This window comes from Campylobacter sp. MIT 12-5580, from assembly GCF_005406235.1.
Classification (GTDB): domain Bacteria; phylum Campylobacterota; class Campylobacteria; order Campylobacterales; family Campylobacteraceae; genus Campylobacter_D.
Window position 1 is genome coordinate 1 of the sequence record NZ_NXLK01000004.1, and the last position, 16024, is coordinate 16024.

General features: G+C 33.6%; 16 protein-coding genes. 9 read left to right on the forward strand and 7 right to left on the reverse strand.

Features of this window, described 5'->3' with window-relative positions; genetic code table 11:
- Positions 1 to 108: 108 nt before the first annotated feature.
- The 4 genes from CQA38_RS09325 to msrA form a co-directional block, all read right to left on the reverse strand.
- On the reverse strand, positions 109 to 1401 hold the full coding sequence (locus tag CQA38_RS09325; RefSeq protein WP_212741818.1) for a Cj0814 family flagellar-dependent secreted protein: 1293 nt from the start codon (positions 1399 to 1401) through the stop codon (positions 109 to 111).
- 115 nt (positions 1402 to 1516) lie between these two features.
- Complete coding sequence (locus tag CQA38_RS09195) at positions 1517 to 2605, reverse strand: Cj0814 family flagellar-dependent secreted protein (protein WP_170999473.1); 1089 nt, start codon at positions 2603 to 2605, stop codon at positions 1517 to 1519.
- Between the two features lie 28 nt (positions 2606 to 2633).
- A complete protein-coding gene (locus CQA38_RS05020) occupies positions 2634 to 3209 on the reverse strand; it encodes a hypothetical protein (protein ID WP_137632909.1) in 576 nt (191 codons plus the stop codon).
- Between the two features lie 161 nt (positions 3210 to 3370).
- Positions 3371 to 3877 carry a peptide-methionine (S)-S-oxide reductase MsrA gene (msrA, locus tag CQA38_RS05025; RefSeq protein ID WP_137632910.1) on the reverse strand — a complete coding sequence of 169 codons (507 nt, stop codon included), beginning with the start codon at positions 3875 to 3877 and terminating at the stop codon, positions 3371 to 3373.
- 137 nt (positions 3878 to 4014) lie between these two features.
- Here msrA and CQA38_RS05030 point away from each other — a divergent pair, with 137 nt between their 5' ends.
- From CQA38_RS05030 to CQA38_RS05040, 3 genes are read left to right on the forward strand one after another with little or no spacing between them, the layout of a single operon-like run.
- The gene (locus CQA38_RS05030) at positions 4015 to 4650 is read left to right on the forward strand and encodes a hypothetical protein (RefSeq protein ID WP_137632911.1); all 636 of its coding nucleotides are present in this window, start codon (positions 4015 to 4017) and stop codon (positions 4648 to 4650) included.
- Positions 4651 to 4661: 11 nt separating this feature from the next.
- Complete coding sequence (locus tag CQA38_RS05035) at positions 4662 to 5348, forward strand: hypothetical protein (protein WP_137632912.1); 687 nt, start codon at positions 4662 to 4664, stop codon at positions 5346 to 5348.
- 32 nt (positions 5349 to 5380) lie between these two features.
- Positions 5381 to 5863, forward strand: coding sequence for a hypothetical protein (locus tag CQA38_RS05040; protein ID WP_137632913.1), 483 nt, complete (start codon positions 5381 to 5383; stop codon positions 5861 to 5863).
- A 22-nt stretch (positions 5864 to 5885) separates the two neighbouring features.
- Here the strand turns inward: CQA38_RS05040 and ppa are convergent, their stop codons facing one another.
- The 3 genes from ppa to aspS are packed head-to-tail and all read right to left on the reverse strand — an operon-like array spanning position 5886 to position 8729.
- The gene (ppa, locus tag CQA38_RS05045; protein ID WP_137632914.1) at positions 5886 to 6404 is read right to left on the reverse strand and encodes an inorganic diphosphatase; all 519 of its coding nucleotides are present in this window, start codon (positions 6402 to 6404) and stop codon (positions 5886 to 5888) included.
- A 1-nt stretch (position 6405) separates the two neighbouring features.
- Complete coding sequence (locus tag CQA38_RS05050; RefSeq protein WP_137632915.1) at positions 6406 to 6981, reverse strand: adenylate kinase; 576 nt, start codon at positions 6979 to 6981, stop codon at positions 6406 to 6408.
- Positions 6978 to 8729 carry an aspartate--tRNA ligase gene (aspS, locus tag CQA38_RS05055; RefSeq protein ID WP_137632916.1) on the reverse strand — a complete coding sequence of 584 codons (1752 nt, stop codon included), beginning with the start codon at positions 8727 to 8729 and terminating at the stop codon, positions 6978 to 6980. The genes CQA38_RS05050 and aspS overlap by 4 nt, the downstream gene beginning before the upstream one ends.
- 81 nt (positions 8730 to 8810) lie before the next feature.
- Between aspS and CQA38_RS05060 the strand changes: the two genes are divergently transcribed.
- From CQA38_RS05060 to CQA38_RS05085, 6 genes are all read left to right on the forward strand, one after another.
- Positions 8811 to 9671: an NAD(+) kinase gene (locus CQA38_RS05060; protein ID WP_137632917.1), complete on the forward strand. Its 861-nt coding sequence runs from the start codon at positions 8811 to 8813 to the stop codon at positions 9669 to 9671.
- Positions 9672 to 10324: 653 nt separating this feature from the next.
- Positions 10325 to 11851, forward strand: a complete 1527-nt coding sequence (locus CQA38_RS05065; RefSeq protein ID WP_137632918.1) for a DNA recombination protein RecN — start codon at positions 10325 to 10327, stop codon at positions 11849 to 11851.
- Between the two features lie 199 nt (positions 11852 to 12050).
- Entirely contained in the window at positions 12051 to 13298 is a 1248-nt protein-coding gene (locus CQA38_RS05070) for a diguanylate cyclase (RefSeq protein ID WP_137632919.1), read from the forward strand.
- Positions 13289 to 14095, forward strand: coding sequence for a TatD family hydrolase (locus CQA38_RS05075; RefSeq protein ID WP_137632920.1), 807 nt, complete (start codon positions 13289 to 13291; stop codon positions 14093 to 14095). Before CQA38_RS05070 ends, CQA38_RS05075 begins: the two co-directional genes overlap by 10 nt.
- The gene (locus tag CQA38_RS05080; protein ID WP_349290125.1) at positions 14092 to 15231 is read left to right on the forward strand and encodes a transglycosylase SLT domain-containing protein; all 1140 of its coding nucleotides are present in this window, start codon (positions 14092 to 14094) and stop codon (positions 15229 to 15231) included. The genes CQA38_RS05075 and CQA38_RS05080 overlap by 4 nt, the downstream gene beginning before the upstream one ends.
- On the forward strand, positions 15185 to 16012 hold the full coding sequence (locus CQA38_RS05085) for a septal ring lytic transglycosylase RlpA family protein (protein WP_137632921.1): 828 nt from the start codon (positions 15185 to 15187) through the stop codon (positions 16010 to 16012). The genes CQA38_RS05080 and CQA38_RS05085 overlap by 47 nt, the downstream gene beginning before the upstream one ends.
- The last annotated feature ends 12 nt before the right edge of the window (positions 16013 to 16024 follow it).

Sequence of the window (16024 nt, forward strand, 5' to 3'; positions counted from 1 at the left end):
AAGCTTTAAAAAACTTTAAAATCAAAGTAACATTTTTACTAACTAAAAATTTAAATATAAAGCCTTAGTTAAATGAATACTCATTTAGTTAAACAAATACTTTTAAATTTATACCTTCACATCCAAACTCTTATTTAAAACATTAAAAGTATTTAAGCTTATCTTTGAAAGCATACTTACTAAATCATTTGAATTTAAATCAAGACTTTTTAAATTTACATTCTCATCTTTTATTCCAAAAAGCATTTTAAGAAAATCTTTTTCATCAAAACTTTCTTCTAAAAGTTTTTTAAGAAGCTCATTTGTATCTATAGCTTTATAAGTTTCATTTTTACTTTCTGCTTGTATTGGAGTAAAAGTTGTTTTGTTTGCTTCATCACTTTGTGGGTTATCATTGTTTTGGACTAAAAAGTTATTTGTATTATTTAAAGTTTGTGAATTTAGCTTTTCATTTTGCATTGTAGTATAAGCTTTGTCAGACTCAGCTTTGAGTTTTAGCCATTGGTTTTTGAAGTCTTCTACATCTGTATAGGTGCTTCTAAGTGCAAAACGTTTTAAAAATTCAGCTGCTACATTTTCATTGAGTGTGTAGGTAATGGGATTATTTTGCATAAATTCATCTAATTCTTTTCTCTGACTTACACCAAAATCATCATCTACGCCTGTCATCTTACCAAATACAGTCGTTTTTCCACGCAAAAAGTCAGTATTTCTTGTAAAAAATGCCATTAAGACACCGCCTTTAGATATGCTTTTATCAGTATGAGTATAAATACTTTTGCCTATATCGCCATAATGAGAAGCAAAAATATCCTCGTTTTTATCTACAAAATCCAAACCGAGTTTATCCCAGCTTGCAAAGCTCAAAGCATGTTTTGAAGAACTATATGCACTTTCTTTGCTTGGTGTGATATTTAAATACTCATCTTTTGTATAAATTTTACTGACTTGCAAGCTTTGAGTATCCCACTCAAACCATTGGGGGATTTTATTAATGTCTTCTTTTGTAAAATTTCCCTCAACATTGCTTATAAGTTGTGAAAAAACTTGATAAGCCCTACCTAAACTTTTAGCTAAGTCTATACTTGTAAAAGCTCTACCAGTAGGGTTTTTTTCTAAACTTGTTATAGAATTTACAAAATTTTCAGCTCCTTTTGCATAAATTTTATAATCTTTTGGAATATTAGCTGCTTCATTAAAATCACTAGTAAAAAAGCCTTCTTTATCTACGCCATAACCTAAGACTTGAGAAACTGCCTTGTTTTTATCTTGGACTAAATTTGAAATGCTTGAATTTAAAGCATTGGTTTGAGTGGAATTTTCATTTAAATTTTGAGTTTTTGTTTGAGAATTAAAAGTATTTGCGTAGTTTGAATATGAATTTATAGAGTTTATTTGCATTTGAGCTTGCCTTTTGAAATTTATTATTAAAGTAAATCGGCAGAATGAAATTTTACTGAAGTTTTCATGAATTTAGTAAAGTGAAATTTGTAAAATATATTTATTTCAAAAAATCTTAAGCTTTTATGTCAAGCTGAAATTTCTTTTCAAACCATAATTTCTCAAGTGCAGTTTTAAAAGAGGTTTGATCTGTTTGCAGATACATTTCAATGAGTTCTTTTAAAGGATTTGTTTTGTTGAGTTTATGGTTAGGCTCTTCCATTTTTTGCCATTTAGCTTCAACTTCTGCCTTAAGATTTAAGAATTCTTTTTTAAATTCATCTATGCTTAAATCAGAACCTAAGAGTTCTATGGACTTTTTTAAGTCTATACCCTCAGCAAAAACCCAGTTTGTGCTTATAAATTTTGAAAGCTCTCTTGCTTCTTGTGAATTCTCATTTGCTTTGCCCATTATGCTTTTTGTGCCTACAAGCAAGGGCTCATTTTTATTAAGATTAAGGTGAGAATTGTTGCTTAAAAAGCCTATTAAAAGTCCTGCTTTGGTGATGGTGCCATCTTTGTTCGTGTAATTTTGAGCTGTAGTGCCAAAAAATATCCCATCATCTTTGCCGCCTGCTAAATTTGAATGCAAAATATCTGGATTAAAGGGCTTAAGCTCGTCTGTGATATTGTTAAAGCTTTGAGCGATAAGCTCATCATTTTTGAGCTTAAAGCCACTTGTGTTTCTTAGCTTTGTGGCATCTTCCCAGCTAAAAACTTGCGTAACTTCATTTTTGGTGTTAATGATATAATGTTGTGGAAAGTATTTTGCTAAATCTTCTTGACTGAAACTTTGTTGATGAGCGATATCAGGACTTTTTTCAAGGAGCTGAGAGACTACTTTATACGCATTTTGCACACTTTTGGCAATGTCAATATCTGTATAAGATCGTGGTAAAAGTGAAAAATTACTCGTTTTTGAACGCACTAAATTTTGCATAGTTTGGCTGTGGATTTTATAATCTTTTGGCAAGCCAGCTGCTTCATTAAAATCACTAGTAAAAAAGCCTTCTTTATCCACACCATAACCTAAGACTTGAGAGACTGCTTTGCTTTTATCTTGGACTAAAGTTGAAATATTTGTAATCAAAGAAGTTTTTTCTTTACTTACAATTTCTTTATGAGAAGTTAAAAAAGAAAATTGTGTAGAAACTGAACCAAGCATTTTATTTTCCACCCATTAAAACTCAATTTTAAAAAGCCAGTTGTCTTTTGAAGTTGCTTTCATAAATACTCTGCATCTCCCTAACTACTCTATTGGAGCCTATATTAGACTTGATTATATACACATTTCCACTATTTGTTACACCAACAAGAGTTGCACCTGAAGTAAAATACACAAACTGCCTACCATTGCTAGAATAGCTTATATTCTTTTTGACGCTAAAAGCAACAAATTTATTGGGATCATAACCAGTTGCAGTCATTATTTCTTTGTATTTATCTTTATTTATACTATAGGGTACTTTTTTTCCGTATGCCTCAAGAGAACCCGGTATATAGCAAGATGAAATACCTATGCTACAAATAGCGCCAGCATTTAATTCTTCGACTGTGGGAATAGCTATTGCTAACATTTCATTGTATGAAATTTTTCCTGTTGCAACTTGATACCCACCCTTAACCTCTTTCATCTCCTCAAGGCTAAGTTTTTTTACCCCAACTGAATAATCACTTAAATTTCCCTTACTTATCCTTGCTAAAAAATCATCTGCAAAAGTTAAGTTTGCAAACACTAAAACCAAACAAAAAAAGAAAAGCTTTTTCATGATCAAGTTCCTTAAATTTAAGATTTTTGCTTGGAAAGTATAGCATAAAATTTTATTTATCGGCGATAAAAAGTGTGAAAATAAAAGAAATTTTACCTCTGTTTAGAGAAATTTAAGATAGTTTTAAAAAGAGCCAAATAAAGCTTTTGAAATAAAAGACTTTATTTGCCAAGATGAGCTTCAAGTTTTTTGATTTTAGGGGCGATGATGACTTGACAATACGCTTGATTTGGGTTTTTCTCAAAATACTTTTGATGATATTCTTCAGCCCTTGTATAGCTTTGAAGTTTGCTTACTTGCGTAACTATGGGTTTTGCGTAGTTTGAGGCTTGTTTTGTGATAAAGGCTTGAATCGCCTTTTTATCCGCCTCATCTTCATAAAAAATCGCTGATCTATACTGCACGCCCACATCAGCACCTTGTTTGTCTTTGCTTGTTGGATCGTGAATGACAAAGAAAAGCTTTAAAAGCTTTTCAAGACTGATTTGGTTTTCATCATAGCTGATTTTTGCGACTTCTATGTTGCCATCGCCCCTTGAAACGCTTTCATAAGTAGGATTTGCCTTGCCACCACTATAGCCAACTTCAGTTTTAAGCACGCCTTCAACACGATCAAAGCTTGCCTCCACACACCAAAAACAACCCCCACCAAGTATGATACTTTTCATTGCTTTGCCTTTTTTGAAATTTGTTTGTATTTTAACCAAAAATTGACTTAATTTTTTTTAAATTTAAGCATTTCTTCAGGGGGGGGGGGCTTATAATTTCAGGAATTAAAATTTTAAACAAAAAGGAGAAAAGCACAATGTTTAAAAAAGCAAAAACAAACCATCATCCCAATGTCATCAACCTTGCTAATGAGATTATGGATACACACTTTGCTTATACAGCAGGTTTTTACGAAGCGGCAAAAATTTTAGGCGAAAGAATGCTAAACGAAAAATATCAAGCCTCAAGAGATAGGCTTGCTTATCCTTTTTTGTTTTTATATAGACATCATTTAGAGCTTTATTTAAAAAACATACTTCAAAAGATAAAAGAATTTAAAGAAGAAGGCATTGTATCTAGTTCAAAGGGGTGCATTCCTGATTCTTTATATAAAGAACTAAGTAATCTCCAAGACCATAATCTTTACCAACTTTTTGAGCTTATGGAAAAAGCCTTGCCATATGTGCAGGATTTAAAAGAAGATGATTTAAACTATTTAAGAGAAATAAAAAAGATGATCAAAGCTATGCATGATATAGACAAAAGTGGGCAGAAATTTAGATATCCAGCAAACAATAACGGCAAGCTCTTTTTTAGCAAAGAACAAAGCTATGAGTTAAAAACTATGGTTGAGACTATAACTAAAGTCCATAGCAAGCTTACAAGTATCTATGATAGTCTTGATAAATGTTTAGAAAGCATGTGCGAATATCATAATCAGCATATGGAGTAAGGAGAGAAAAAATGAAAAAAACATTAATGATTATATGTCTTATGTGGGTAAGTTGTTTTGGTTTAGATGAAAATTGGTGGAGAGAAATTTTTCAAACTGATCCAAGTAGTGAAAAGCTAGCTATAGAAATTTGTCTTGATGATGAAATGGTATTGAACGAAGGTACGTCATTTAGTTGCTACGATATCGCAAAAGTCATAAATGATGAGCGCAAAAAATTTTTAATTTATGAAAGAATATGTGATGAATTTCCTTTTAGAGACAACTATGTTTGCGTGCTAGCAGCTGATAAAAACAAAAATACCGAATTGGCTAAAAAAGCTTATGATAGTTCTAAGGGTGGCTGCTTTAAAAGATATGAAGCAATGAAAGATATAATCGCTAAAGGTAATGGCAGACCTTCTTATTTAGCGTCGTATGAAGGGTATATTAAATGGCTAGGAAGAGAATTGCCTATTGATGATGGGAGAAGTTGTGAGAATATGGTTGAGTTTACAAGTGGAAAGTGGAGTTGGTTTAAGCAAGCTGATTATCACAAAAATAAAGTGTATAAAGAAATGGCTTGCGCTTTAGATGAATCATATTGCAAGACTTATAATCTTAATGCCTTTGGAGCTAGGATATATAAAGATTTCAATTTGTTTAAAAATTTTGATAAAGATGTGCAAAATTTAAAAATACAAGAAGGTGTGCAATGAGAAAAATTATAATACTAGCATTGGGATTATTATTGTTTGGGTGCACTTCGCAAGTAGATATTGAGCAAATCGCTAAAGATGATAAGCTAAATTCGCAACAAAAAAACTATCTTGAGGGTTGTGAAAAATATGACAATATTAAGGCTTGCGATAAAATAGCTTGGAGCTATGAGTATGAGCTTGAAAATGATGATAAAGCTCTAAAATACTATGAAAAATCTTGTAACTTAGCAGCTGAACAAAAAATATTGTCGAAAGCATGTGATAACGCTGTTGATTTATACGAAGAAAAACTAGAAGCGGGCATAAAAGGAAGCAAAGATAAGGCTTTGCGATATTATGAGTTAACTTGCCGTACTGCCGACTGGGGGCGAGTATCGGCATGTGAAGACGCTGCTGAAATTTTCATAGAGAAAAAAGACTATCAAAAAGCTAAAAGATATGCACTAATGTCCGCTTTGTATGGAGGTGGTTATATAGACTTTATCAAAAAATACAAACTTATAAAACGCTGAGCCTTTTAAAAAGGCTCAAGCTTTATTTGTAGTTTTTAATCGCTTTTTCTAGGATTTTAACCGCTTCATCTACACCTTTGAAATCTTGCACTTTTACCCATTTTTCAGGCTCTAGCATTTTATAAGTTTCAAAGAAGTTTTTAATTTGTGCTAGGCTTGCTTTTGGCATATCATCAAGGCTTTTTATCTCTTTATATCTAGCGTCTATTTTATCAGCTGGCACAGCTAAAAGCTTTTCGTCCATTCCGCTTTCATCTTCCATGATCAAAACTCCTATCAAGCGGCAAGGTATCACAGCCCCAGCTTGTATAGGATAATCATTTAGCACAAGTATATCCACAGGATCGCCATCATCTGCTAAGGTATTAGCGATAAAGCCATAATTTGCTGGATAATACACAGCACTAGCCATAACGCGATCTACAAAAACCGCTCCACTATCTTTATCAAGCTCGTATTTTATGCTTGAGCCATAAGGGATTTCTATCACTGCGTTGATTTTGTCTGGAATTTTTCCTATTTGTATTTTTGAGATGTCCATTTTAATTTCCTTTCTTTTCTTGTATGAGTTTTTTGATATCAGCGACGATTTCTTCTATACTGCGTTCGCCATTGATGACAAAATGAAGGTTTTTTGCCTTATAAAAGTCTTGAATTTCTTTTAAAGGTTCGGTATATACTTTCATTCTGTTATTAAACACACTCTCATCATCATCAGCCCCACGCGCTCGCCCTAGCACTCTTTCTTTGGCTACAGCTTCGCTCACTGCGATTTCGATCACGCCTTTTAGCTTAACTTCTTTGTGTTTTTCAAGCTCTGTTTCAAAGGCTTGCATTTGCTCTACACTTCTTGGATAGCCATCGATTAGAATAATAGGCGTTGGCGCAGCTTTAAGTGCTGAAAGTATAGTATTTACCACTACTTCTAAAGGCACCAAATTTCCTTTTGAGATGAAGCTATCGATAAGTTTGCCAAGTTCTGTTTGCTTAGCCACTTCTTCACGTAGTAAATCTCCTGTTGAATAATGTGTGATTTGCTCATCATCTTGAGCGATAATGCTCGCATCAGTGGTTTTGCCACTTCCTGGTGCTCCTATGATTAAAAATAATTCTTTCATTTCATATTCTCCCTTAATTTAAGTCCAAGTTCTCTCATCGCCTCAGCATTTGGCTTTGAGGGTGCATCAGTCATCAGACATTGTGCGCGTTGTGTCTTTGGAAAGGCGATGACTTCTCTAATGCTATTTGCTTTATTTACAAGCATGATAAGTCTATCAAGTCCTATAGCTATACCTGCGTGAGGCGGTGCTCCAAAGCTTAGCGCATCAAGTAAGAAGCCAAATTTCTCCTTTTGTTCTTCTTCGTTGATATTTAAAAGCTTAAAGACTTTTTGTTGAATTTCATTTTTATGAATTCTTACACTCCCTCCGCCTAATTCAACGCCGTTTAAAACGACATCATAAGCGATTGATTGAATTTCTTCTAAATCCCCTTCATCTATATTTTTTGGCATAGTAAATGGGTGGTGCATAGCCGAGTAAGAGCCATCATCATTTTGCTCAAACATAGGAAAATCAACCACCCACAAAAACTCAAGTTTGTTTTCATCGATGATATTTAAATTTTGAGCTAAAAACACCCTAAATCGCCCCATATAATCAAGCACGACTTTTTTCACTCCAGCCCCAAAAAACACCACATCGCCCACTTCAAGTTCACACCTTTTAACAAGCTCATCTAAGTCTTTTTGCTCAAAAAACTTACACAAAGGACCCTTAAGTCCGTCTTCTTTAACCTGTATAAAAGCAAGTCCAGCTGCTCCAAATTTACGCACAAATTCTTCAAAGCCTTGCATTTGTCTTTTTGAAAAGATGGTATCGCCCTTTGGCACTCTTAGAGCTTTTATGCGGTTTTTCTTAGTATCCGAGGCAATCTTTGCAAAAATTTCATTATTTGAGCGAGCAAAAATGTCAATAACATCAACAAGTTTTAAGTCAAATCTTAAATCCGGCTTATCAGAGCCATATTCTTCCATAGCTTGTTTATAAGGCATTCGCATAAAAGGGGTTTGTATATCTTTACCGCAAGCTTTAAATATATCTTTTAAGAAGGTTTCAGCCACCTTTATAACTTCATCTTCTCCACCAAAACTTAACTCCACATCAATTTGAGTAAATTCAGGCTGTCTGTCAGCTCTTAAGTCCTCATCTCTAAAACACTTAGCGATTTGAAAATAGCGATCAAAACCAGCACACATTAAAAGCTGTTTAAAAAGCTGTGGGCTTTGAGGTAGGGCATAGAATTCGCCCTGATGCACTCGAGAAGGCACAAGATAGTCCCTTGCTCCTTCTGGAGTAGCCTTTGTTAAAATAGGCGTTTCAACCTCTAAAAATCCCATATTGGCTAAGGAATTTCTAGCCGCTATACAAGCTTTTGAGCGAAGGGCGAAATTTTCAAAAAGCTTAGGATTTCTTAAGTCTAAAAAGCGGTATTTTAGTCTTAATTCTTCATTCACGCTTTCATCGCCTATAGCAAAAGGCGTTGTTAAGCTTTCATTTTCAATGATAAGCTCATCAACTACAACTTCTATTTCTCCGGTTTTGAGCTTAGGATTTGCTAAGCCTTCGCCTCTTGGGCGGATTTTTCCTTTGGCGATAAGGACAAATTCATTTCTTATTTTTGAGGCTATTTCATGGGCTTTTTGGCTATCATTTGGATCGCAAACCAGTTGGATAAGTCCGCTTCTATCACGCAAATCGATGAAAATTACTCCACCATGATCGCGGTAAGAATTTGCCCAGCCACACAATCTTACTTCTTGTCCTACATTATTTATATCTAAATCTGTATTATAATGAGTTCGCAAATTTTTCCTTTTTGATGAAAATATTTGCAAGATTATAATAAATTTAGCCTTTTATTTTGCTAAGTTTTGTTATAATTTTTTATGCAAAATGAACTAGATTATAAAAACATACGAAAAATAGGGCTTGTCTCAAGGCATAACACACAGCTTGATGATGAAATTTCTTTTCTTGCAAGACTTTTAAAGGCAAGAACTATAGAGCTTTTTTTAAGTGATGAAAGTTCTTGCTCGCTTGATTTAAAAAGACTTGATTTTGATACACTTTGCAAAGAATGCGATCTTATCATCTCTTTGGGTGGTGATGGCACACTTATATCTTTGTGTCGCAGGCTTTGGAGATATGATAAGGCAGTTTTAGGGATCAATGCTGGCAATCTTGGCTTTTTAACGGATTTTAAAGTAAGCGAGGCTGAGAATTTTTTTGAGGATTTTTTTCGGGGCGAATTTATGCTTGAAAAACCTTTTTTACTCGAGATAAATCTTGAAAAAAAAGACGGCACAAAGCTTAATAAAATCGCCTTTAATGACGCTGTTTTTCGTCAAAGTAATTCCTTTTCAATGACGCATATTAAAGTTTTAGAAAAAGGCAAGGTGTTTAATGAATACAACGGAGATGGACTTATCATCGCTACTCCAGCTGGCTCAACAGCGTATAATCTAAGCGCAAATGGTCCTATAGTCTATGCTTTGGCTGAAGTTTTTTTACTCACTCCCATCTGCTCTCACTCACTTACCCAACGCCCTATCGTTTTGCCAAGGTGCTTTAAGCTTGAAGTGCAGGCGAGTGATTGTGTGCTTTGCATAGATGGACAAGAGAATTTCTTACTCAAAGACTATAAAAACGTGCAGCTTGGCTTAAGTGATAAAAGCGTTCGCTTGATACACAGAAAAAATAGAAATTATTTTCAAGTTTTAAAAGAAAAACTTCGTTGGGGAGAATAAAACAAAAGATTTTATTTATTTGTTATCATAAAATTTATAAAGTCAAAATTTCACACACTAAGACAAACAATGCCGCAAAAGAATTCAGATAAAACAACCAAAAAGCAAGTCATAAACCTAGTTATAAGCTTTATTATATGGGGATTTTTACTTTTTTATACACTCATATCATCGCAAGGTGAAGTGCATGTTGCTTTTTCTCATTTTATTATCCTTTGCTTCTGGCTACACAATGGGCTTTATCCGCTTATAAATTTTAAGGCATTTATTCTTTTTATACTGGGTTTGATTTTAGCTTTTGTTAGTCCTATTTATCTTTTTAAAGTTGATTATCGCATTGTTCTTTTATTGTATTTTTTAAGCGTTTTTATACTTTGTTTTATATTTAAAAGATATAGATTAGCTCTTACTTATCTTGCTTTTAATCTTAGTTTTGTGCTCGTTTATTTACTTAATCATTTGAATTTATTAGGAAGTTTTTATAAATAAAAATAATTTTTTATACCCTAAAAATTTAACTTTTTCGTATCATAATTTTAAAATAAATGCTAAAATTTACGCTAGGCATTGAAGGAGAATCAAAACTATATGCTAAGTGATTATAACTTAAAATAAATTCATATAAATTTGATAAATATAAGGGCTAAAAAAAGATGATTACTAAAGTTTTTATGCGTGAAAATGTGGGATTTAAGCTTGCCGAGCTTGAATTAAAGCCGGGCTTAACCGTCTTTACGGGCTTAAGTGGAGCTGGAAAATCTGTGCTTTTTAAGGGCATACTTTCAGCCTTTGCTTTGAGTGATTCTGAGGCGAAATTTGTAGAGCTTGAGCTTAACGATAGGCTTGATTTAAGTGATTTTGGTATTTTTGCTGAAGAAGAAAATTCATTTAAAATGCTTAAAGATAAAACGACAAAATACTTCATCAACAACCAAAGTATCGCTAAAAAGTCCTTAAATCAACTTTGTAAAAGCTTTGTAAAATACCTCAGTGCAAAGGAAAATAATGAGTTTTCAAATGAAAATTTTTTATTTTTGCTTGATACTCTTGAGGAGCAAAAAGATGCAAATTTTGCAAATTCAAAGTTTGAATTTGGCGAAGTTTTTAAGCGATTTTTACAGGTAAAAAACGAACTTGAAACCTTGTTAAAAGAAGAACAAAAAGTAGAAGAACTCAAAGAACTTGCCCAGCTTCAAATTCAAAAAATCGAGCAGATCAATCCAAAGCCAAACGAGTTTGAAGAGCTAATGAGCCTTAAAAAAAGGCTTTCAAAAAAGGATAAGATCGAACAAGCTTGGAACAAAGCAAATGAAATTTTTACTCTTGAAAAAAGCGTTTTGGAGGCTTTGAGTTTAAGTGAAGTTGATTCTAGCTTTTTTTCTGATTGTTTAAATGAACTTAGAGTCATTGCTGAAAAACAAAGTTTTGATGAGCTTGAATTTGATATAGAGGCTGTGCTTGATCGCATAGAGAGCTTATCAGGGTTGATAAAACGTTATGAAAGCATAGAAAATGCTTTGCTTGTGTTGGAGCAAAAAAAGAAAGAGCTTGCTCGTTATGAGAACTTAAGCTTTGAAAAAAAAGAGCTTGAAATTCAGCTTAAAGAACTTGAAGAACAAGTTTTAAGCTTGGCTCAAACTATCAGCACAAAAAGAAAACAAAATTTAAGCATACTTGAAAATTTTTTAAACGAATATTTGCAGAATTTATATATGAAAAATATCCACTTAAAGCTTGAAACAATAGAGCTTAATGAACTTGGCTTTGATTTGGTAAATCTTGAGATTGATAAAACCGGACTTAAAAATCTCAGCTCAGGCGAACTTAACCGCCTAAGGCTTGCATTTATCGCCACACAATGCAGGATTTTAAATGCTGGCAAGGGCATTATCTTTTTAGATGAAATTGATGCGAATTTAAGCGGAAAAGAAGCTATGAGTATAGCTAAGGTGCTTGATGAGCTTTCAAAGTATTATCAAATCTTTGCCATTTCTCATCTGCCTCAACTTTCTTCTTATGCACGTAATCATTTTTTAGTCGAAAAACAAGGCACACAAAGCATAGTAAGAAGGCTTGAAAAAGATGAAAGGGTAAATGAGCTAGCAAGAATGGTAAGTGGTGAAAAAATCACAACTCAAGCCTTAGAATTTGCTAAAACCTTACTTGAAAATGTAAAATGAGTTTTTTATATATTAATTAAAATTTAAGATATAAAATACATTAAGCAAAAGCAAAACTATAAATTTTTGTGTTTTAGACACATTTTTTGATGATAAAAACTTGAAATTCTTTAGCTTTTCGCCTAAATTTAAGCAAAATTATAACAAAGAAATGCTAAAATCAAAGCTTTATTTAAACCCAAATATAAAGCGATATTTCATGGAAAAAATTCTTATCATTGATGATAATAAAATGCTTACAAAACTTTTGGCTAAAAAAATTTCAAGTGCTTTGCATTTTGAAGTGGATACGGCTTTTTCTTTTGCTGAGGCTATAGCACTTTTTGAGCAAGGAAATAAATATTTTTTGTGTTTTGCTGATCTGTGTTTGCCTGATGCGGGTAATGGAGAAATCGTTGATTATACACTTGAGATTGGTTTGCCAACTATCATTTTAACAGCAAGTAATGATACACAAACTAGAGAAAAATTTATGGATAAAGATATACTTGCTTATATTTATAAAGAAAGCGAAACTTGTATAGAACAAATCATTAGCTCGATTGACTTGTTAAGTAAAAACCGAAAAAGCAAAGTCATCCTTGCTTTAAGCAAGGCTGCTGAGCGAAATGAGCTTAAAAAGATATTAAGCCTCAGGCTTTTTAATGTTCTTGTCGCAGCTCATGGCGAAGAAGCTTTAAACTATCTTAATGATAATGCAGATACCAAACTTATCATCGCAGATGCCCAAATGCCAGTTATTAATGGCTTGGATTTGCTTATTGAGATCAGGGAAAAATACTCTAAAACAGAACTTGGTGTGATTATAGTTGGCGAAAAAAACGATGCTCTTGAAGCAAGCTTGCTTCGTAACAATGCAAATGAGTTTATCACCAAACCTTTTAGTAAAGAGCTTTTTAACGCTAGGCTTGATAAGCTTTTAAAATACATGAATGACTTTGAACTTATTAGCACTTTTACAGATATCGAGCCTTTAACAGGAGCAAAAAATTCAGCAGCCTTAAAAAGTGAGCTTGAGGATTATTTAAAAGAAATTCAAGGAAGCGATGAAGAATTTGCTTTTGCATACCTAGATATAGATAATTTAAATTTCATCAATGAAGAATACGGCTTTGATATAGGAGATGCAGTGCTTAAAAGCGTGGTAAAAGAAGTGTTAAATGAAACTATGGGTAAGGATATAGTGGGGCATTTTAGCACAGAAAAAATTTGCATAGTGCTTAAAAATATCAGTAGTGAAAAAGCGATTAAAGTCTTTTCATCTATACGAGTAAATATCAAAAATAAAGGCATTTTAGTATCTTTAGACGAGCTTTTTTTCACTGCGAGCATAGGTATAACTTTTGGTAAAGCTGGGGCAAATTTAAATGAATTGAGTTCTAAGGCAAACAAGGCTTTACAAAGCGCAAAAGATAGTGGAAAAGATAGGGTAGAGGTATGTTTTTAGAGCTTGATTTTAGCACAAGTGCAAAGATCATTGATACGCATTGTCATTTAGATAGTGAAGTTTTTGCTGATGATCTTGATGAGCTTTTAGAGCATAGTTTTAAAAATGCTATTGACAAAGTCATCATTCCAGCGGCAAATCCGCAGGATTTAAGCAAATCAGTAAAACTTTGTGAGCGTTATAAAGAGCTTTATTTTGCTGTAGGAACACATCCTTATGAATGCGATAAATTTGATGAAAAACTTTTAAGAGAGCTTATCACGCATAAAAAATGTGTGGCTGTGGGCGAGTGTGGTTTTGATTATTATCACTCCAAAGATGAAGCAATGAAAACTTCTCAAAGACTTGTATTTGAGGCTCAGCTTGAGCTTGCTTGCGAGTTTCAAAAACCAGTGATTATCCATTCAAGAGAAGCAAATGAAGATACTTATCAAACACTTAAAAAATACGCCCCAAAGCTTGTAGGTGGAGTTTTACACTGCTTTAATGCAAGCGAGCTTTTACTTTCTTTGTATGAGTATAATTTTTATTTTGGCATAGGTGGTGTTTTAACCTTTAAAAATGCAAAAAACTTAGTTTCTATATTGCCAAAAATCCCAAAAGAAAAGCTTTTGCTTGAAACTGACGCTCCTTATCTTAGCCCAGAGCCTTTTAGAGGTAAAAGAAATGAGCCTATTTTAACGCATTTTGTCGCAAGTAAAATGGCAGAACTTTTAGCTATGCCAAGAGATGAGCTTATCGCACTTTGCACGCATAATGCCAAGGAGCTATTTTTTAAGGAGAATAAAGCCTCGTGAAAATTATCATAAAAACAATAATTTTATCATTCTTGGCTCAAGGCTTGCTTTTTGCCAATGCTTTTGCACCAGAGTATTATAAAAACCAAGTTGAAATTCTAAGAACGCTTGATATAGAAAGTAGTTTTATCGGTGATCCTGTATTTGTTGAAGCAAAAAGCGAGCTTAAAAAACTTCACTCAAAAACTCTTGTGATTTCAGCTGAAAATAATTATGAGTTTATCCCAGTGCTTCGCCAAATCATTAACGAGCAAGATTTACCAAAAGAATTTTTGTATCTTGCCATCGTTGAATCTGGGCTTAAAACACATAGCACTTCACGCACTAAGGCTATTGGAGTGTGGCAGTTTATGGAAAATACGGCAAAAAGCCTTGACTTGCGCGTTGATCCTTATATCGATGAGCGAAAAGATGTGTTTAAATCTACACTCGCAGCAGCAAATTACCTTAAAAGCTTAAAAGCTGAGTTTGGCAAGTGGTATTTGGCTATCTTAGCATATAATTGTGGTAATGGCAAACTTCGCCAAGCTATAAAAGAAGCAGGTAGCGATGATTTAAGTATCTTGCTTGATGCAGATAAAAAATACATTCCACTTGAAACAAGGGTTTTTATACGCAAAATTCTCACTTTGGCATTTTTAGCAAATAATGAAGATTTTGTTTTTGAGCAGAATTCAGCCTTTGCTAATTATTCGCTTTCTCATGAATTTAGTAAAGTAAGAGTGCCTCAAAGTGTTTCTTTAAAGGATTTGGCAAAACTTGCTGATTTGGATTTTGCTGAATTTAGACGTTATAATCCGCATTTTCGTTATGATTTTACCCCTCCAAATGGAGAAGTTTTTGTATATCTACCTTTAAGCAAGAGTGAAAGTTTTAGCCAAAAGCTTGATACAACAAAGCTTGCAAAGGTTGATACAACTATACCAAAAACACAAATTTATATCGTAAAGTCCGGTGATTCGCTTTATAGCATAGCCAAAAAATACAAAATTTCAGTCGCTTCCATAAGAGCGTATAATAAAATCAAAAAAAATCATCTCAGTATCAAGCAAAAGCTTGTGATTCCAATACCAAAACAGGAGTATAATTATGCAAAAACTCAAAATAAAACAACTACAAAACTCGTTAGTCGTTAGTTTTCTTGCTTTATTCATCAGTGCTTGTGGTTTGACAAGCTCAAAAACGCCAAGCGTGTATTATCCAAGCAAGGATTTTAAAAGTAACAAAGACGCCGCAAATTCTGGTGCAAAAGGTACGATGAAACCTTATACGATTAACGGCAAGACGTATTATCCAACCGTCGTTGAAGTGGGTGAAACAGCCGATGGTATCGCAAGCTGGTATGGACCGGGTTTTCATGGTAAAAAAACTTCAAACGGCGAAACTTATGATCAAAATGGCTTCACAGCAGCTCATAAAACCTTACCGATGAATACTATCTTAAGTGTAACAAATTTAAACAACGGACGCAAAACCACCGTTCGCGTTAATGATAGAGGACCTTTTGTGGATAACAGAATCATCGATCTTTCAAAGGGTGCAGCAAGTCAAATCGATATGCTTCAAAGTGGCACAGCTCCAGTTCGCCTTGAAGTTATAGGTTTTGGTTCTGTAGATAGCTCACATCAACTTGTGCAACAAAATGTAAATTTAGGCACAAATGGTGAAATCGTAGATAATGGCAAGGTGTATGAAGGTGGAGGCTTTATGGTGCAAATCGGGGCTTTTCGTTTTGAAGAGGGCGCTCAAAGCACGGCACAAAAATACAAAAATTATCAAGGCTATACCACTATAGTAAGAACGAGCGCAAAAGATGGACTTAATAGAGTGTTTTTAACAGGCTTTAGAAGTGAGGCTGAAGCAAGAGATTTTGCAAAAAGTGGAGCCTTTATCGGTGCTTTTGTCGTAAGGGAATAAAAAGGTTTTTGT